Here is a 19,241-nt window from a genome sequence, read left to right as displayed (position 1 = left end):
ACTGACCGTCGGTCATTAGACAGGGGAGAACTGACCATGGCACTTCGGGATACGGGGTTACTGGGCGTCTGGCTGAACGGCGCACGGGGTTCGGTCGCCACCACCGTGGTGACCGGAGCCGCCGCGGTCGAAGCGGGACTCGCCCCGAGCAGCGGTTGCGTGACGGAACTGGCCGGCATGGACGCCGCCGGCCTCGTCCCCATCCGCGATCTGGTGTTCGGCGGCTGGGACGTCGTCACCACCCCGCTGCGCAAGCGCGCGGAGCAACTGGCCGTGGGCGGTGTCGTCCCGGCGCACCTCGTCGGCTCGGTGACCGAGCAACTCGACTGCGCCGACCGGGAGATCGTCCTGACCGAGGCGGGCGACCCGCAGGCGCCGCAGGCCGAGCAGGCGGAGGCGATGATCGCCGCGCTGCTGCGGTTCGCGCAGCGCACCGGCGTGGCGCGGACCGTGGTGATCAACATCGCGTCGACCGAGGCCCACCCGGCCCACGACGAGGCGTACACCCGGCTCGACCTGCTGGAGGCGGCCATGGCCGAGCGCCCGGGCGTGCTGCCGCCGAGCGCGCTCAGCGCCTACGCCGCGTTCAAGGCGGGGTGCGCCTTCGTCGACTTCACCCCCTCGCTCGGGGTGCGCGTGCCCGCGCTGGACGAACTGGCCCGGCGCGAGGGCCTGCCGTACGCCGGCAGCGACGGCAAGACCGGCGAGACCCTGGCCAAGACGGCGCTGGCCCCGATGTTCGCCCACCGCGGTCTGCGGGTGCGCTCCTGGTACGGCGCCAACATCCTCGGCGGCGGCGACGGCGCCACCCTCGCCGACAGCGACGCCTGCACGAGCAAGATCGTCTCCAAGCAGCGCGGGCTCAGCCGGCTGCTCGGCTACGACCCCGAGGGCACCGTGCACATCGACAACGTCGCCGAGATGGGCGACTGGAAGACCGCCTGGAACCACATCTCCTTCGAGGGCTTCCTCGGCGTCCAGATGAAGATGCAGTTCACCTGGCAGGGCTGCGACTCCGCGCTCGCCGCGCCGCTGATCCTGGACCTGGCCCGGCTGATGGGCAGGGCGCTGGAGAGCGGCGCCTCGGGGCCGCAGTCCGAGCTGGCCTTCTTCTTCAAGGACCCCATCGGGGACTCCGACCCCCGGCTGGTCGTGCAGTACGAGCAGCTGCTGGCCTGGGCGAACGCGCTGGAGGCGACCTCATGAGCCTCGGCACCCCCGACCTGCGGCGGCCCGATCTGCGCAGCGTCGTCCAACTGGTGCGCGCCCCGGCGGCGTTGAGCATCCCCGGCGACATCCTGGCCGGCGCGGCGGCGGCCGGCCGGCCGCTGGACCGGCGTACCCCGGCGCTCATCGCCTCCTCCGTCTGCCTCTACTGGGCCGGTATGGCGCTCAACGACTACGCGGACCGGGACATCGACGCCAAGGAACGTCCCGACCGGCCCATCCCCTCGGGACGGGTCACCCCGGACACGGCCCTCGGCATCGCGACCGGACTGACCGCGACCGGCCTGGCCGTCGCCGCACTCGCCGGGGGGCGCCGCGCCCTCGCCGTGACGCTGCCGCTCACGGCCGGGATCTGGGCGTACGACCTGTGGCTCAAGGGCACCCCCGGCGCCGGCGCGTCCATGGCCTTCGCCCGCGGCATGAACGTCCTGCACGGCGCGGGCGCGGACGGCTGGCGCGCCGCCCTCCGGCCGGCGGCCGTCACCGCCGCGCACACGGCGACCCTCATGGCCCTCAGCCGCAAGGAGGTGGAGGGGGCGACGGCCGTACTGCCCGCGCTCACCCTCGCCGCCACCGGAGCGGTCTGCGCGGTGGCACCGAGCGCCGGGGGCACCTCCCCGAGGCTGCGCGACCGGGCCGCCGCCACGGCGCTCTCCGCCGTCTACGCGGCCATGTTCGGCCCGGCGCAGCTCCAGGCCGTGGTCCAGCCGACCGCTGCCCGGCTCCAGCAGGCCGTCGGCTCCGGCATCATGAGCATCATCCCGCTCCAGGCCGCGCTCACCGCCCGGTCCGGGCGGCCCGGAGCCGCGCTGTCGGTGCTCGCCGCCCTGCCGATCGGGCGGGCGCTGGGCCGGAAGGTGGCCACGACATGACCGGGCCCGCCGCGCCGCGCTGGGGTTACAACACCAACGGCTTCGCCAACCACCGGCTCGACGACGCTCTCACGATCGTCTCCGAACTGGGCTACCGGAGCATCGCCCTCACCCTCGACAACCACCACCTGGACCCCTTCGCCCCCGACGCCGCACGTCAGGTGCGCGAGGTGGGCCGACGGGTCGAGGAGCTGGGCCTGGCCGTGGTCGTGGAGACCGGCGCCCGCTATCTGCTGGACATCCGGCACAAGCACTGGCCCTCGCTCGTCTCGCCCGACAACGAGCCGCGCGTACGGCTGCTGAAACGTGCCGTCGACATCGCCGCCGACCTGGGCGCCGAGGCCGTCTCCTTCTGGAGCGGCACCGACCGCAGCGGCGAACCGGCAGCCGCGTGGCGGCAGTTGACCGCCGGTGTCGCCCAGCTCCTGCCGTACGCCGAGGCGCGCGGTGTGCGGCTCGGCTTCGAACCCGAACCCGGCATGCTGGTCCACGACCTGGCGGGCTACGCGCGGCTGCGGGCCGAGCTGGGGGAGCCCGAGGTGCTGGGGCTCACCCTGGACATCGGGCACTGCGAGTGCGTGGAGCCGATGTCGGTGCCCGACTGCGTGCGCTGGGCGGCCCCGTACCTGGTGAACGTGCAGATCGACGACATGGTCCGGGACGTGCACGAGCACCTGGAGTTCGGCGCCGGGACCATCGACTTCCCGCCCGTGCTCGCCGCGCTCGCCGCCTGCGGCTACCGGGGGATCGTCGCCGTCGAGCTGCCGCGCCACAGTCACGCGGCCCCGGAGACGGCCCGCCGCTCCCTGGAGTTCCTGCGCGCAGCCGCCCGCGACGGCGGTCAGGTCCCGGCGGTCAGCCATGGCTGAGCCGAAGGCCGTCACGCACCTGCGCGAACTGGTGGAGGCGAAGCTGCCCGCCCCCGCCTGGGACTGGTTCGTCCAGTCGCTGGAGCGGATCGCCGAGGACCCCGCCGCCTGCCCGGTCAGATACGCGGGTGCGGCCAGGCGCTGCGGCCGGGGCCCGCTCGATCTCAACCCCACCCGGATCGGCTGGCGCATCGACGAGGCGGTCCGCGCCCTGCTGCTGTACGCCGTCACCCCGCCGCTGCGGATCGCCCTGGCCGAGGACGTCTACCACCACGGGGACCGGGGCGAGCGGCGCGCCGCGCTCAAGGCGCTGGACCTGCTCACCGAGGGGCCCGAGGGGCTGTGGCTGGTGGAGGACGCGGTACGCAGCAACGACGCCACCGTGATCCAGGCGGCGCTGGGCCCGTACGCGGCCCGCCACCTGCGGCCGGCGGCACTGCGCCAGGCCGTCCTCAAGTGCGCTTTCCTGTCCGTGCCGTTCGCCTCGATACCCGAGGTGCTCGACCGCACCGACGACGAGCTGGTCGACCTGCTGATCGACTTCGTCCGGGAGCGGATCCTGGCCGGACGTGACGTCGACGGGCAGATCATCGACGTCATCGCGACCCGGCCCGGCCGGCTCGCCGAGGCCGATCTCACCGCCGAGATGGGCTCCGACCTGCCCTTCCGGGCGAGGGCCGCGCGCTGCGTGGCCGAACGGCTCGCCCTGGCCGGCTTCCCCGCCGACGCCCCCCGCCCGAAGTGACCCCGAGGAGAGCGCATGCGCGTCTTCGACTCGCACATCCACATGACCTCCCGCACCACCGACGACTACCGGGCGATGGCCGACGCGGGAGTGCGCGCCCTCGTGGAGCCCGCGTTCTGGCTCGGGCAGCCCCGGACCAGCCCGGACACCTTCCTGGACTATTTCGACAGCCTGCTGGGCTGGGAGCCCTACCGGGCGGCCCAGTTCGGCATCGCGCACTTCTGCGCGCTCGCCGTCAACCCGAAGGAGGCCAACGACAGCCGCTGCGCCTCCGTCCTCGACGCCCTGCCGCGCTATCTGGAGAAGGACCGGGTGGTCGCGGTCGGCGAGGTCGGCCTGGACGCCGGGACCTCCGCCGAGGAACAGGTCATGGCCCGTCAGCTGCGGCTGGCCGAGGAGCACGGGCTGCCCGTGGTGATCCACACCCCGCACCGGGACAAGACCGGCGGCACCAAGCGCATCCTGGACCTCGTCTCGGAGTCCGGCATCGACCCCGGCATGGTCGTGGTCGACCACCTCAACGAACTCACCGTCGCCGAGGTCCGCGCCAGCGGCTGCTGGACGGGCTTCACGATCTACCCCAACACCAAGATGGACCCCGTCCGGATGGCCCTCATAGCCGAGGAGTACGGCACCGGACGCATGCTGGTCAACTCCGCCGCCGACTGGGGGATCAGCGATCCGCTCGCCACCGTCCGTACCTGGGAGGCGCTGCGCGCGGCCGGCTTCGAGGAGAAGACCGTCCAGGGGCTCTTCTGGGACAACCCGGTCGCGTTCTACGGGCAGAGCGGCCGACTCCAGCTCGACGAGGAGTCGACCGCCGAACTGGGTGCCGAGGCCTTCGACGGCAACACGATCCTGCGCGGGGAGAAGTGACCCATGCGCCTGAGGCACCCGGACGGCACGGACGTGTACGTCAGCTACTGCACCAATGTGCACCCGGCGCGGACCGTCACCGACATCGTCGACCAGCTCGACCGCTACGCGCGGCCCGTACGCGAGCGGCTCGGCCGTCCCGAACTGGGGCTGGGCCTGTGGCTGCCGTACGAGGCGGCGGCAGCCCTCGACCAGGACCCGGAGCTGCTGGGCCGGCTGCGCCGGGAACTGAGCACGCGCGGACTGTTCACGGCGACCCTGAACGGCTTCCCCTACCGGGACTTCCACGGCGCCCGGGTCAAGAAGCGCGTCTACCGGCCCGACTGGGCCGACCCCCGGCGTCTCGACTACACCCTGATGCTGGTGCGGATACTCGGCGCCCTGATGCCCGACACCATCGACGAGGGCGCCATCTCCACCCTGCCGCTCGGCTGGCGCGTGGGCTGGACGGACGCCAAGGACGCCGCCGCCCGCACCGCCCTCGACCGGCTGCACACGGAGCTCGAAGCCCACGCCGTCCGCACCGGCCGCCGCATCCGGGTCGGACTCGAACCGGAGCCGGGCTGCGTCGTCGAACGCGCCGACCAGCTGACCCGGCTGGCCGGTCTCGGCGACACCGTCGGGGTCTGTCTGGACACCTGCCATCTGGCCGTGGCCTTCGAGTCCCCGCCGGAGTTCCTCACCGCGCTGCGCGGGGCCGGGCGCCCGCTGGTGAAACTCCAGGCGGCGTGTGCGGTCGAGGCGGCCCGGCCGTCCGAACCGGCGGCCCGGGAGAGCCTCGAAGCCCTGGCGGAGGAGCGCTATCTGCACCAGGTGCGCGCGCTCGGCGCCACCGGCGTACAGGGGGTCGACGACCTGCCGGAGGCCGCCGCCCTGCCCGCCGACCGGCCCTGGCGCGTCCACTTCCACGCCCCGCTGCACCGCGAGCGGCTCGGCGCGCTCACCACGACCCAGCACGTCCTGGGTGACGCCCTCGACACCGTGCTCGGCGGCCCGCATCCGCTCACCCGGCACATCGAGGTCGAGACGTACACCTGGGACGTCCTGCCCGCCCGGGAACCGTCGACGGCTGACGGGCTGGTCGCGGGCATCGCGAGCGAACTCGACTGGCTGATCACCCGACTGCACAAAACCGGACTGGAGGAGTTGTCGTATGGCTGAGTCCGTATCCCGCGCCCGCGCGGCGAGCGCGCGCAGGCCCGTCCACGTCATCGACGTCGTCGGGCTGACCCCCCGCCTGCTGGAGCACATGCCGAGCCTGCGCAGGGTGTCCGAACGGGGCTTCGGGGCCCGGCTCGACCCGGTGTTCCCCGCGGTCACCACCTCCGTGCAGTCCAGCATGCTGACCGGGCTGCACCCCAAGGACCACGGCATCGTCGGCAACGGCTGGTTCTTCCGGGACCTCGCCGAGGTGCACTTCTGGAAGCAGAACAACGGCCTGGTCGCCGGGGAGAAACTCTGGCACGCGGCGCACAAATCCGACCCCGACTACTCCATCGGCAACCTGTGCTGGTGGTACGCGATGGGCATGGAGATCGACACCGTGCTCACCCCGCGCCCGATGTTCCACTACGACGGTTCCGTCCAGCCCGACATCTACACCCGCCCCGACGACCTGCGCGTCGACCTCCAGAAGGCCCTCGGCACCTTTCCGCTGCCCGAGTTCTGGAGCCCGCTGTCCAACATCAAACCCAGCCGCTGGCTGGTCGACGCGGCGCTACGGATGCTGGAGCAGCGCCCGCACGACATGATGCTGCTCTACATCCCGCACCTGGACTACGACCTCCAGCGGTACGGCGCCGACGGCCCGGAGGCGATCGCCGCCGCCCGGGAACTGGACGGGGTCCTGGCTCCGCTGATCGACGCTCTCGTCGACCGGGACCACCACATCGTGATCGTCAGCGAGTACGGGCTGACCAGCGTGGGCCGCCCCGTCGACATCAACCGGGCGCTGCGCCGGGAAGGGCTGCTGAACGTCTACAGCCAGCACGGCAAGGAGTTCTTCGACCCGCACACCTCGGCCGCCCTCGCGGTCGCCGACCACCAGGCCGCCCACGTCTACGTACGCGATCCGGCGGTCCTCGACCGGGTGCGCTCGATCATCGGTGAACTGCCGGGCGTGGACGAGGTGCTGGACCGCACCCAACAGGCCAAGTACCACATCGACCACGAGCGGGCCGGGGAGCTGGTGGCGATCGCCGAGCCGGACGCCTGGTTCACCTACTACTACTGGCTGGACGACGACCGGGCCCCGGACTGGGCCCAGTGCATGGACTTCTTCAAGAAGCCCGGCTACGACCCGGCCGAGCTGTTCTTCGATCCCGCCGACCCCCTGGTCAAGGTCAAGGGGCTGTACCAGCTGGCGCGGATGAAGCTCGGCATGCGGGCGGGCTTCAACGTCGTACCGCTGGACCCGTCCTGTGTGGGCGGCAGCCACGGCCGGCTCCCGGACCGGCCCGAGGACGGACCCGTCGTGCTGTGCAGCGACGCCCGGTTCGAGCAGCCGTCGTTCCACGCCACCGAGATCAAGAACCTGCTGCTCCGGGTGGCGGGGCTGCCGGTGTCCGACACCGCGCGGAAGGACACGTGATGGAACGGACGGGCACGGGTGCGCTCGGGACGACGGCCGAGGCCGGCGCAGACGGCACCAGGGCGATGAAGGCCACGCTGGAGCGGTGCCGGGGGCTGGTGCGGCCGGCGCTCAGGTCGGCGGCGGACCGGCTGGGGCCGGAGCTTCAGCAGGTCGTCTTCTACCACATGGGGTGGACCGACAGCGCCGGCCAGCCGAGCGAGGGCGACAGCGGGAAGGGGCTGCGGGGCTGTCTGGCCCTGCTCTCCGCCGAGTTGAGCGGCGGTCAGGCCGACGCGGGGCTGCCGGGCGCCGTGGCGATGGAGCTGGTGCACAACTTCTCGCTGCTGCACGACGACGTCATCGACCTGGACCGGGAACGCCGGCACCGGCAGACGGCGTGGACCGTGTTCGGCATCGGACCGGCCATCGTCGCCGGGGACGCGCTGCTCACCCTGGCGCTCCAGGTGGTGCTGGAGTCCGGGGCGCCCGGCGCGGCCGAGGCGGCGGCGGTGCTGCTCGACGCGACCGGCGAGATGATCGACGGTCAGGCCAAGGACCTCTCCTACCAGGCGCAGCGCAACCTCACGGTCGAGGACGTGCTCGGCATGTTCGCGGGGAAGACCGGGGCGCTGTTCGGCGCCGCGGCCTCCCTCGGGGCGATCCTGGCGGGCGCGGACGCCGCCACGGTGACCGCGCTGCGCCGGTACGGGACCAACCTGGGGATCGCGTTCCAGGCGGTCGACGATCTGCTCGGCACGTTCGGTGACCCCCGGCTGACCGGCAAGGACGTCGGCGCCGACGTACAGCGCCGCAAGCTGACGCTGCCGCTGGCCACCGCGCTGAGCGGGGAGGGGGCCTCGGTCGCCGAGCTGCGGGCCGTCATGGAGACGGACGGCGAACTCGACGCGCGCCTCGTGGACCGGGCGACCCGCCTGATCGAGGAGTGCGGTGGCCGGGAACTGACCCGCCGGCACGCCCGCGACCACCACAACGCGGCGATCGAGGCCCTGGAGAGCATCCGTGCCACGGCGTCCCCCGAAGCCTGGCAGTCGCTGTACCGGATCGCAGTGTTCTCGGTGGAACGCTCCCACTGACGGGCGCCCCGGTCAGCGCTGGGCCTGGTACACCGCCAGCCAGCTGCCGAGGGGGGAGGCGTGCGTGGGTTTGGGGAGGGGGCTGCCGCCCGCCGGGCGCATGCCGTCGAAGACGACCGTCATGAACCGCTTGCGCAGGGCGGGGTCCGTGCGGGACGTCCCCTCGGCGACATGCGCGCAGGCGGTGACCAGCAGCATGATGTCGGTCAGTTCGAGATCCGCCCGGATCCGCCCGCCCTCCTGCGCCAGCGCGACGGTCCGCCCCAGCAATTCGTACAACTGCACGCGCAGTTGCTCGATCTCCGGCGACGAGTCGTTCGCGAGGGCCGGCGGCACCGCCCGGTAGAGCTGGTACTGGCCCGTGAGATGCCACACCAGCCGCTCGAAGGCGCCGGGCGGGTCGGGCTCCTCCAGAGCCCGGCCGAAGCGGTCGAGGACGGTACGCAGCTGCATGGCCCCCACCGCCTCGATCAGCGCCTCCTTGGTCGGGAAGTGCCGGAACACCGTGCCCACGGCCACCCCGGCGCGCTGGGCCACCACCTGGATCTGTACGTCGAGACCCTCCTCGGCGAACACCTCGTGGGCGGCCGTGAGGATCGTGGCGCGGTTGCGGCGGGCGTCTGCGCGCAGCGGTGGCTGCGACACCTCCTCGTTCTGCTTCATGGGGCCAAGTATCCCCGGATCCCGATAAAGTGAGTGGGAACTCAGCTTAGAGCTTGGCTCGAACCCCCCACTTTGCTTCTTTCCCAGGAGATGCCATCATCCTTGTGCATCATTAACATGAGTGGTGACTTACCTTTTGGCCGGAGGACTGGTCCATGGAAACGCTCGCCCGGTGGAGTTTCCGGAACCGTCGACTCGTCGTCGTGCTCTGGGTGGTGGCGGTGGTGGCCATCGCCGGACTGGGCCGGCTGATCCCGGCCGACTACCGCGTCAGCGACTCCCTGCCGAACACCGACTCCAGCACCGCGAGTCAGCTGCTCCAGCGGGAGTTCCCGGACCAGGCGGGCGAGGTGGACTCCATCGTCTGGAAGGTCACCGACGGCACCGTGCGCGACCCGGACGTACGGGAGCGGATGGGGAGGATGCTGGCGGCGGTGGACGCCCTGCCGCACGTGGCCGGGGTGCAGAGCCCGTACGCGACCGGCGGCGAGCGGGCGATCAGCGCGAACGGCAGGATCGCCTTCGCCTCGGTCCGGTTCGACCAGGACGGCGACGACCTGGCCAAGGACACGGTCCTCGAAGTGATCGACACCGCCCAGGAGTTCGCCACCCCGAAGGTGTCGGTCGACCTCGGCGGCTACGCCGTCGCGCAGGCCACGATGACGATCAGCACCTCGGTCAGCGAACTCGTGGGCGTCCTCGCCGCCGCCGTGGTGCTGTGGCTCGCCTTCGGCTCCCTGCTCGCCGTGTCGCTGCCGCTGGTCTGCGCGATCGCCTCGGTGATCCCGGCGGTGGCCCTCATCGGCATGGTCTCCCGGGTGATGACGGTGCCGAGCTTCGCCTCCAGCCTGACGATCCTGCTCAACCTCGGTGTGGGCATCGACTACGCGCTGTTCCTGGTGACCCGTCAGCGGCGCGGGCTGCTCGCCGGGCGGAGCATCGAGGACGCGCTCGTGGAGACCCTGCGCACGGCGGGCCGCTCCGTGCTGTTCGCCGGGACGGTCATCTGTCTCGCCCTGCTCGGCCTGTTCAGTCTGGGGGTCGACTATCTGTCGGGGATGGCGGCTGCCTCGGTGATCGGCATCCTGTTCACGATGGCCGCCGCGCTGACGCTGCTGCCCGCTCTGCTCGGCTTCTTCGGCGAGCGGCTCTTCAGCCGGCGGGAGCGCCGCCGGGCCGGGGCGGGGGAAGGGGACCGGGCGCCGGACAGCCGGGGCTGGATCCGCTGGGCGGGGCTGGTGGAGCGCCGGCCGCTGGTGTTCGCGGTGGCGGCCACCCTGGTCACCGTCGTCCTCGCCCTGCCGCTGCTGAGTCTGCGGCTCGGCTTCAGCGACCAGGGCAACGACCCGCCCGAGCAGACCACCCGGCAGGCGTACGACGCGCTGTCCGAGGGCTTCGGCCCCGGCTTCAACGCGCCGCTGCTCGTGGTGATCTCGGCGGACGGCCGCCTGTCCGACGGGGCGTTGCGCAACGTGAACGACGCCATGGCCGCGACCCCCGGCGTGGCGAGCGTCACTCCGGCGCGCGTCAGCCCGTCCGGCGAGGTCGCCGTGCAGCAGGTGTTCCCGAAGACCTCACCCCAGTCGGAGCGGACCAAGAAGCTGCTGCACCACCTCCGTGACGACGTGACGCCCGAAGCCGTCCGGGGCACGGGAGCGGCCGTGTACATCGGCGGGTTCACCGCGACCGAGGTCGACTTCACGGACACCATCAGCGCCCGGCTGCCCCTCTTCATCGGCGTGGTCGTGCTGCTGGGCGCACTGCTGCTGCTGATCGCCTTCCGCAGCCTGCTGGTCGCGGCGCTCACCGCGGTGATGAACCTCTTCGCCATCGGGGTCTGCTTCGGCGTCATCGTGGCGGTCTTCCAGTGGGGCTGGCTGAGCGGTGTGACAGGGATCGGCGAGACCGGCCCGATCGACGCCTACCTCCCGGTCTTCCTCTTCGCGATCCTGTTCGGGCTGTCGATGGACTACCAGGTCTTCCTGCTCGGCAGGATGCACGAGACCTGGGTCCACACCCGCGACAGCAGGCGGTCCGTCACCCTCGGGCAGGTGGAGACCGGCCGCGTCATCACCGTCGCCGCGGCCATCATGGTGCTGGTCTTCCTCTCCTTCGCGTCGGGTGAGCGGGAGATGAAACTCTTCGGCATCGGCATGGGGGTGACCGTCCTCTTCGACGCCTTCGTCATCCGCACCATGCTCGTACCGGCCGTACTGCACCTGGCCGGCCGGGCGAGCTGGTGGCTCCCCGGTCCGCTGGACCGCCTCCTGCCGCGGCTGGAGGTCGCCGAGCGGGAGACGACGGCCGCCGTGCCCCCTCAAGAGGCCGATCTGAGCGTCGTCGCAGGTCCGGCCGACAGCAGGCCGCACGGGAATGATGATCATACGAATTAGGGTTGAAGGCTCGGGCTCGATCTGAGTCCGGGATCCTTCTACCGGGACTTGTGAAGATGAAAGATGATGAGACTCATCGCGTACGATTTATGGTCCTCGGATCGGTCAAAGTATGGCGCAAAGGCGTCGAGTTACCCCTCGGACCGCCGAAGCAGCACGCCGTACTCGCGCTCCTCCTGCTGCACGCCGGGCAGACCGTCGGCCTGAGCCAGATCGTCGACGTCCTGTGGCACGGCGACCCGCCGAACAGCGCGGTGAACGTCGTCCACCGCCACATCGGCTCCTTACGGAAACTGCTGGAGCCCGAACTGCCTCCCCGCGCCCCCGGCGGCCTGCTGGTGCGCCACGCGGGGGGATACGGCATCGACGCCGACGTCTCCACCCTCGACCTGCTGCACTTCCGTGAGCTGGTCGCCCGCGCCCGCAGCACCGCCGACGGCGGCGAGGTGAGCGGCGCGGCCGAGCTGTACACCCAGGCACTCTCCCTCTGGCGCGGAGAGGCCGCGCAGGGAGTTCCGGCGGACATCCGGGTGCACCCCCTGTTCTCCGCCGTCGACAGCGAACACCTGGCTGCCCTGCGCGAGGGCACCGACCTGATGCTGGCCCTGGGCACCCCCGCCCCGGTCCTGCCCCTGCTGCACCGGGCGATCGCGCAGTACCCGCTGGACGAGTCGCTGCACGCCCGGCTGATCCAGGCGCTCGCCCGGACCGGGCGTCAGGCGGAGGCGTTCGGGCTGTTCCAGGAGATGAGCCTGCGGCTGAAGAACGAACTCGGCATCGAGCCGGGGCGTGAACTCCGCCTCGCCCACGCGAGCCTGCTCAGCCGGCCGGAACGCGCCACGCCCCCCAAAGCGCCCCCGGCACCCCCCGCACCGCCCGCGCCGGCCATCGTCCGCCCCACCCAACTCCCCCTGGACCTGCGCACCTTCGTCGGCCGACGGGACGAACTCGCCCGCATCACCAACGCCCTCGACAAGCTCGACGACTCCTCCCCCACCCCCTCGGCGGTGATCAACACCATCGAGGGCATGGCCGGCGTGGGCAAGACGGCCCTGGCCGTGCACCTCGCCCACCGCCTCGCGCCCCGCTTCCCCGACGGCCAGCTCTACGTCAACCTCCGGGGCTTCGACGCGAGCGGACCGTGCGTCACCGCCGCCGAGGCCCTGCGCTCGTTCCTCATCGCCCTCGGCGTCTCCGCCCGCCACCTGCCCGCCGACCTCGACTCCCAGATGGCCCTGTACCGCAGCATCCTCGCGGACCGCCGGGTCCTGATCGTCCTCGACAACGCGCGCGACTCCCAGCACGTACGCCCCCTGCTGCCGGGCAGCTGCACCTGCCTGGTCCTCATCACCAGCCGCACCCAGCTACGCGGCCTCGTCGCCACCCACGGCGCCGCCCCGCTGATCCTCGGCCCGCTCAGCGAGGAGGAGTCCCGGGAGGTCCTCGCGCGTCACCTGGGCCGGGGCCGGACCGCCGCCGAACCCGAAGCCGTCGACGCCATCGTCGCGTTCTGCCACCGGCTGCCCCTCGCCCTCGCGGTCATCGCGGCGCGCGCGGCCACCCTGCCCGGCTTCTCCCTCTCGTCCATCGCCGCCGAACTCCGGGCCGGCCACGACAGCCTCGACGCCTTCGCCGACGACGACCCCTACACCGACCTGCGGACCGTCTTCTCCTGGTCCCTCGACGGCCTCGGACCCGAGGCGGCCAGGCTGCTGCGGCTGCTGTCCCTGCACCCGGGCCCCGACCTGTCCGCGACGGCCGCGGCGAGCCTGGCCGCGCTGTCGGTGCGCCGGACCACGACGCTGCTCGCCAAGCTCGCCGACGCCCACCTGATGATCCGGCCGCTGTCGAACCGCTTCGCGTTCCACGACATGCTCAAGATCTACGCCTCCGAGCAGCTCCAGGACCACGACGACGACGCCACCCGCGCGGCGGCCGTACGGCGTCTGCTCGACCACTACGTCCACGGCGCCCACACCGCCACCACCGCGCTGACCCCCCACCGCATCGACGCCGCCCCCGACTCCCCCGCCGAGCCGGGCGTCGAACTGGAGCCCCTGACCGACCCGGCCTCGGCCGCCGCCTGGCTGGAGCGGGAGCTGCCCGTGCTGCTGGCCACCGTCGGCCAGGCCAGGAGCGGGGGCCACCCGGCGCACGCCTGGGTGCTGGCCCAGACCCTGGAGCTGTACCTGGACCGCCGGGGCCGCTGGCAGGACCAGATCGACGCGCAGACCATCGCCGTGGAGGCCGCCCGGCTGCTCCGGGACCGGCTCCGCGAGGCGAAGGCGCGGCGGGCGCTGGGATTCGCGTACGGGCGCCTCGCCCAGGACGACCGGGCCCAGGCCGAACTCGACGCGGCGATGGCCCTGTTCACCGAACTCGGCGATGCGAGCGGCCAGGCCCGCGCGCACCGGTCGCTGGGCTTCCTGGCCAACGGCCGCGACGACCACGAAGCGGCCCTGCGCCACTACGCGCTGGCCCTGGACCTGTACCGGTCCGTGGACCACCTCACCGGGCAGGCGCTCGTCCTCAACGAGACGGGCTGGACGTACATCCTGCACGGCGCCTACCGGCAGGCGGTCGCCGAGTGCACCCGGGCGGTCTCCCTGCACCAGCGCAGCGGCGACACCAACGGCGAGGCCGCGGCCTGGGACAGCCTCGGCTACGCCCACCACCACATGGGCCAGCACCAGGAAGCCCTCCGCTGCTACGAGCGCGCCCTGAAGCTGTACCAGCGCATGAACGACCGCTACCTGGAGGCGGACACCCTCCTGCACATGGGCGACACCCACGAGGCCCGGGGGAGCCGTACCGCCTCCGTGCCGCTGTGGCGGGAGGCGGTGCGGATCCTCGACGAGCTCGGCCACCCCGAGGCCGAACAGGCACGCGCCCGTCTGAGAAGCGAGCCCGCCGCTACGACGCGGACGTCAGGTGGCGCAGCCGGGTGAACGGCAGACCGCTGCCCGCATAGGCGAACTCCCCCCGGGACTCGACCTCGGCGGCCGACGACCGCAGCGTCCTCCTGGCGTCCTCGACCGCCCCGCTGCTGTGCTGCGCCTGGGCCAGCAGGCCCAGGTGGAGCGGTAACCGGATGAGCAGCCGCCGTTCGCGCAGCTCGGCGACCGCCGACTCCAGACCGGCGAGCGCGCCGGGCTCGCCGGTCTGCTGCCGTGCCCAGCCCTGGCACACCTGGAGCATGGCGGTCCAGTGGCTCAGCCCGTGGGCGCCGGCGATGTCCAGGCCCCGGCCGCTGGAGGCCGCCGCCCGGTGCGCGTCCTCGCCCAGGGCCGCCACCAGGGAGTCGAAGTAGTACGCGCTCGCCCGGTCGACCGGTGTGCCGTCCCGGCCGGTGGCCGCGAGCAGCTCGTCGCACAGGGCACGCGCGTCGTCGGTGGCGCCGAGCAGCCACAGGGTGAGGACCCGGTGGTTCATGGCCAGGTACCGGGGGTCGTGCTGCGACCGGCGGGTCATGCCTCCCCGCTGTTCGGGGCTCAGCCCGTCGGCCGTGTGCTCCGCCTCGGTCAGGGCCGTGAGCGCGTCGGCGGTCTCGCTGGGCAGCCGCAGCAGCCCGCGGGCGATCTGCTCGTAGAACCTGATCTCCGGGGCGCCGGACCGCTCCGCGAGCACGCGCAGCTGCTCCACGTGCCGGGCGCTCTCGGTGGGCCGGCCGGTGACCAGTTCGGCCACGAACTGCCGCAGCAGCAGGGCGGCCTGTTCGGTGGTCCGGCCGGCGGACAGCTTCCGGATGCGCCCGGCCTCGACCTCCACCTGGTGGTCGCCGTAACCCCGGGTGATGCTCGTCGTGTAGAAGAGCTCGGTGCGCAGGTCCAGCGTCTGTTCCGACGCCGCGTCGCCGGTGCGGGGGGCGGCGCAGAGCAGGGTGTGCGCGTGCTCGAACCAGGTTCGCGCGCCCTGGTAGTCGCCGTCGCCGATGGCCTGTTCGCCGGCCCGCCTGAGGTGCGGCACCACGTCCTCGGCCGGCAGGGCCAGGGCGGCTTCCCAGGCGTGCCGGGCGACCTCCTCGCTCGCCTCGGGCGAGTCCCCGTGCCAGGCGCTGAGCACGCCGACGGCGCGGGCGTGCAGGGCCGCCCGCTCCTGGTGGCGCATCTCCGCCAGCAGGACGTCGCGGATGAGGCCGTAGCGGAAGACGAGCCGGTGCGGGCGGTCGCGGTCGCTCTCCATGAGCCCGGTGCCCATGACCTCTTCCACGAGGTCGTGGTCGGCCCCGCCGTCGTCCAGCATGCCGGTGAGGGAGGCCAGCGTGGCTTCGGTGCCGAGCACGGCGCAGCACTTCAGGATCTGGACGACGCGCGGGGGCAGCCCGGCGAACCGCCTGCGCAGCATGCTGCGGATCCCCGTCGGGATCCCGGCGCGGACGACGTCGGCGACCTGGGGATCGTGCAGGCGCCGTGCCCCGCCGGCGTCGGCGAGCAACTGGTCGAGGAGGTAGGGGTTCCCGGCGCTGCGCTCGTACAGGGCGCGTACGACGGACGCGTCGACGCCGGGTCCGGCCTGGGCGGTGACTGCCGCGCGGACGTGTTCCTCGGCGAGGTTGCCCAGGTGGACGACCTTGGTGCGGGAGTCGGCGAGGAGGTCCATGAGCGGGCCGTCGGCGTCGGGCCCGGCCCCGAGGCCGGGTTCGCGGACCGTGATCACGACGCTGACGGGGCGCCCCTGGGTGCGGTTGCTGAGCAGTCCGAGCACGTCGAGGGTGAGCCGGTCCGCGCGGTGCGCGTCCTCCAGGACGAGCAGGAGCGGGCGGTCGTCGGCGCACTGGAGGACCGCCTCGCACAGCGCGTCCTGGACGAGGAAGTGCAGCTGGTGCGAAGGCTGTTCGACGCCGTGCCCCGACAGCGTTGTCATCGGATGGAGGACGCACTGTTTGCGCAGGCCGTCGAAGGACGTCCCGTACGGGGTCTCCAGCCGGCGCAGCACCTGCTGCCACACCCAGCCGACGGGCGTCCCCTCGCCGGCGCGGCAGTTGACGCGGATCACCTCCGCCTCCGGGGGCGGCGGCTCCGAGTCGGTCGTGGCGCGCACCACCAGCTCGGTCTTGCCGACGCCCGCCTCGCCGACGACGGCGGTGATGTGCCCGCTGCCGCGCAGGGCGCCGGTGATGGACGACCGCAGGGCGTCGAGGGCGTCGTCGCGGCAGGGGAAGGCCGAGTACGCCGTCGGCGCCGCCCGGCGCTGCTCGGCCTGGGGCACGGCGGCGGGCGCGTCCGCCTCCCGCTCGGCCGGGGCCTCGGGCCGCTCCCGCACCTCGACGAGGGCCGGGGCGGGTGCCTGGTCGTCGAGTTCGTGGCGCAGCAGCGCCATGTGGACGTGCTGGAGTTCGCGGGCCGGGGCGACCCCGAGTTCCTCGGCGAGGTAGGCGCGCGTCCGGTCGTACAGCTGGAGCGCCTCGGCCTGGCGGCCCAGGCGGTACAGGCCGGTCATGAGGCTGCCGACCAGGCGTTCGTCGGTGGGGTGCAGGGACACTTCACGGCGCAGCAGCGCGACGGCGTCACCGGCTTCGCCGAGCGCGAGCAGCGTGTCGGCGTGGGCCGCGACGGCGGTGGTCCGCAGGAGGCTCAGGCGGGCGCCCTCCTCCGCGAGGGGGGTGTAGGCCGTGAGGTCCAGGAAGGGGTCGGCCCGCCATAACCGCAGCGCCTTGTCGAACACCTCGCGGGCGGACTGGAGCCGGCCGTCGGCGACATGGCGCTGTCCGCAGGAAACGAGGCTCTCGAACCGGGACAGGTCGAACGTGGTCGGCTCCACCGTCAGGACGTACCCGGGGGCCTGGTAGCGCAGCGGGGTGACCGGGCCGTGCTGTTGTCCGGTGAGCACCCGCCGCAGGTGGGACAGGTACGTCTGCAAGGTGGCCTGGGGGCGGCGGGGAAGGCTGTCGCCCCACAGTTCGTCGACGAGCTGGTCGGCGGGCACCACCTGGCCGAGCCGGATCAGCAGCAGTGCCAGGACGGCCCGGTGCCGTGGTGGACCGAGAGGCACCTGCTCGGCCCCGCGCCGGGCCGTCATCACCCCGAACGCCTCGAACGACAGGTCTGCCAGGGACGCGGATTGCTGCTCTTGAGCTGTGTACGCCATGCCGGGGGCACTTGCCTTTCGACGGTCACGCACTGGACGGACGGTCGATCGTAGGGCGGGGCACGTGCTGAAACAGTGCCGATGAAGTGACGCACAGAACACGCCACGACACGTACGGGTACGAGCCACTGCCGATGTCATCGCCCGATGCTCCAGACCTCCGGTCCCGCCAACTCCTCGCGGTCGTAACGCCGTTCGTTGTAGCTGAGCATGTCGATCAGGCCCCGGGCGGTGAGCCGTTGCCGGTTCCCGGCCGTGGCGCGGGCCCGTGGGACCGGTACGCCTGCGGGGTCGGCCCAGGTCAGCCTGCCCCGGCCGTCGATCCGGGCCCGGCAGCGGTTCGCGTTGTCCTGGTGCAGGCAGAACGGGACGTCGAGGTGTCCGAGGGCGAAGGCGCGGATGAGCGCCGATCCCACGTCGCTGCCCAGGGTCAGCGTGTGCGTGATGATCGCCTGCGCCTCTTCGTAGATGCCGGAGTCCGGAATTGCGGCCGGTTCTTCACTCTCTTCCCCGGCCACCGACGCCGCGAATTCCAGGGCGTCGACATTGTCCGCGATCGACGGAATGCGGCTGGATTCCACCGCGGTCTTGACGATCAGCCGCTCGGCCCCGGACCGTGCGGCGAGTCTCGCGCTCTCCGCGAGGAGTCTGTACGCCCCCTGTCGACTTCGGGGATAAACACCCATGTACGTGTACAGGACGGAATGCCAGTCGGTGTCTCCGAGCCAGTCGCTCGCCAGTGCGCGCAGGGCGGCCATCGCCTCGATGTCCTGCTGCTGATTCGTCTGCTGGGCGTAGCTGACGGAAATGTCGTGCAGCCCGTGTTCACGGAAGAACAGGCCCTCCAGAATACTCAGGGCGATCAGCAGGCTCGGCGGGCACAACTGCCCCAGCATGCAGCCGCCGAAGCTCTCCAGATGCACCGGTTCGCTGTTTCCGGCGAGCATGTCGCAGCATTCCGCCCAGGCGGCGACTGCTTGTGCCAGAGGGACACGGCTGTAGGGCAGGCAGTAGGAGACGGGACCGCCTTCGGTGGCGTCGATGCCGGCCTCCAGCAGTCCCGCGAACAGTTCGCCGGGTAACGCCGATCCGTGTCTCACCTGTACCGGGAAGTCGTCTCCCGCGATTCCCGCGAGCAGCCCGCGCGTCACCGCCGCGCCGTGCGCCACCAGCGGGAACCCGTTGAGGTCCGTGCCCTCCTCCAGGGCGAGACGGGCCGAGGCGTGGTCGTTGACCCGGGTGTAGCTGTCGACGGTGATGGTGCCGACCGTGGCCGCGTCGACTCTGCTGACCGCGTCGAGTCCCGCGCGCATCTGGTCCACCGTGCCGAACCCCATGCGCGGCTGGACGACCAGTTTCCCTTCACTCGCGGCCTGCCGGACGAACCGGGTGAAGCGTCCGGGAGTGGCCATCAGATGCTCCGGGTTTTCGAGGAGGTGATGCGCTGCGGCGTCGGTGCCGCCAGCCCCACACAATCGAGGAACTGGTCGAAATCGGCGTCTGCCTCGAATACCGCGTCGAATCCGTTCGTGATCAGTTCCGCTCCGAATCGCGCGGGCCGGGAGCCGTGGACGCCGAGCTTTCCGCCGATGACGACTTTCATCGGGGCGAGTTCCGGGTGCCGGCGGATCTTCCTGATCAGCCGTAGGCCGTCGATATGGCCGTGGCCGTTCACCGTGCTGATGACCAGGGCGTCCGGCCGGATCCTGGCGCATTCGGACATGATCAGCTCGTCCGGGGTGCACGCGCCGAGGTTGACCACCTGCCCGCCGTATTCCTCCAGCAGTAACTGGAGGAATACGAGGTTCCACATGTGGGAATCCGAGGACACGCTGGTCACGAC

14 protein-coding genes are annotated in these 19,241 nt (G+C 72.1%); 10 read left to right on the top strand and 4 right to left on the bottom strand.

Going from position 1 to position 19,241, the window contains the following annotated elements; translation table 11 throughout:
- The first annotated feature begins 36 nt into the window (after positions 1–36).
- The 8 genes from J8M50_RS37680 to J8M50_RS37645 are packed head-to-tail and all read left to right on the top strand — an operon-like array spanning position 37 to position 8,255.
- Complete coding sequence (locus J8M50_RS37680) at positions 37–1,206, top strand: inositol-3-phosphate synthase (RefSeq protein ID WP_010359228.1); 1,170 nt, start codon at positions 37–39, stop codon at positions 1,204–1,206.
- Positions 1,203–2,099 (top strand): SCO3242 family prenyltransferase, encoded by an 897-nt coding sequence (locus tag J8M50_RS37675; protein WP_010359227.1) that lies wholly within the window; start codon positions 1,203–1,205, stop codon positions 2,097–2,099. Before J8M50_RS37680 ends, J8M50_RS37675 begins: the two co-directional genes overlap by 4 nt.
- Positions 2,096–2,968, top strand: coding sequence for a sugar phosphate isomerase/epimerase family protein (locus J8M50_RS37670; RefSeq protein WP_010359226.1), 873 nt, complete (start codon positions 2,096–2,098; stop codon positions 2,966–2,968). Before J8M50_RS37675 ends, J8M50_RS37670 begins: the two co-directional genes overlap by 4 nt.
- Positions 2,961–3,713, top strand: coding sequence for an EboA domain-containing protein (locus J8M50_RS37665; protein ID WP_010359225.1), 753 nt, complete (start codon positions 2,961–2,963; stop codon positions 3,711–3,713). The genes J8M50_RS37670 and J8M50_RS37665 overlap by 8 nt, the downstream gene beginning before the upstream one ends.
- 15 nt (positions 3,714–3,728) lie before the next feature.
- Positions 3,729–4,589, top strand: a complete 861-nt coding sequence (locus J8M50_RS37660) for a TatD family hydrolase (protein ID WP_010359224.1) — start codon at positions 3,729–3,731, stop codon at positions 4,587–4,589.
- A 3-nt stretch (positions 4,590–4,592) separates the two neighbouring features.
- On the top strand, positions 4,593–5,750 hold the full coding sequence (gene eboE, locus J8M50_RS37655) for a metabolite traffic protein EboE (protein WP_010359223.1): 1,158 nt from the start codon (positions 4,593–4,595) through the stop codon (positions 5,748–5,750).
- Positions 5,743–7,179, top strand: coding sequence for an alkaline phosphatase family protein (locus J8M50_RS37650; protein WP_010359222.1), 1,437 nt, complete (start codon positions 5,743–5,745; stop codon positions 7,177–7,179). The genes eboE and J8M50_RS37650 overlap by 8 nt, the downstream gene beginning before the upstream one ends.
- Entirely contained in the window at positions 7,179–8,255 is a 1,077-nt protein-coding gene (locus J8M50_RS37645) for a polyprenyl synthetase family protein (protein WP_010359221.1), read from the top strand. Before J8M50_RS37650 ends, J8M50_RS37645 begins: the two co-directional genes overlap by 1 nt.
- A gap of 12 nt (positions 8,256–8,267) precedes the next feature.
- Here J8M50_RS37645 and J8M50_RS37640 read toward each other — a convergent pair whose 3' ends face one another.
- A complete protein-coding gene (locus J8M50_RS37640; RefSeq protein WP_010359220.1) occupies positions 8,268–8,918 on the bottom strand; it encodes a TetR/AcrR family transcriptional regulator in 651 nt (216 codons plus the stop codon).
- Between the two features lie 155 nt (positions 8,919–9,073).
- Here J8M50_RS37640 and J8M50_RS37635 point away from each other — a divergent pair, with 155 nt between their 5' ends.
- Positions 9,074–11,311 carry an MMPL family transporter gene (locus J8M50_RS37635; protein WP_010359219.1) on the top strand — a complete coding sequence of 746 codons (2,238 nt, stop codon included), beginning with the start codon at positions 9,074–9,076 and terminating at the stop codon, positions 11,309–11,311.
- An 89-nt stretch (positions 11,312–11,400) separates the two neighbouring features.
- A complete protein-coding gene (locus J8M50_RS37630) occupies positions 11,401–14,259 on the top strand; it encodes an AfsR/SARP family transcriptional regulator (RefSeq protein WP_010359218.1) in 2,859 nt (952 codons plus the stop codon).
- Here J8M50_RS37630 and J8M50_RS37625 read toward each other — a convergent pair.
- The 3 genes from J8M50_RS37625 to J8M50_RS37615 all read right to left on the bottom strand — a co-directional run bounded on the left by J8M50_RS37625 (position 14,225) and on the right by J8M50_RS37615 (position 19,238).
- Complete coding sequence (locus J8M50_RS37625) at positions 14,225–17,398, bottom strand: ATP-binding protein (protein ID WP_010359217.1); 3,174 nt, start codon at positions 17,396–17,398, stop codon at positions 14,225–14,227. The genes J8M50_RS37630 and J8M50_RS37625 overlap by 35 nt on opposite strands.
- Positions 17,399–17,535: 137 nt before the next feature.
- Positions 17,536–18,810: a methylaspartate mutase gene (locus tag J8M50_RS37620; protein WP_010359216.1), complete on the bottom strand. Its 1,275-nt coding sequence runs from the start codon at positions 18,808–18,810 to the stop codon at positions 17,536–17,538.
- Positions 18,810–19,238 (bottom strand): cobalamin B12-binding domain-containing protein, encoded by a 429-nt coding sequence (locus J8M50_RS37615; protein WP_010359214.1) that lies wholly within the window; start codon positions 19,236–19,238, stop codon positions 18,810–18,812. Before J8M50_RS37615 ends, J8M50_RS37620 begins: the two co-directional genes overlap by 1 nt.
- Positions 19,239–19,241: the final 3 nt, after the last annotated feature.

The sequence above is a fragment of the Streptomyces acidiscabies genome (assembly GCF_020010905.1).
Classification (GTDB): Bacteria; Actinomycetota; Actinomycetes; order Streptomycetales; family Streptomycetaceae; genus Streptomyces; species Streptomyces acidiscabies.
The sequence above is the reverse complement of the archived record's forward strand: the minus strand, read 5'-3'. Positions and strand labels throughout refer to the sequence as shown.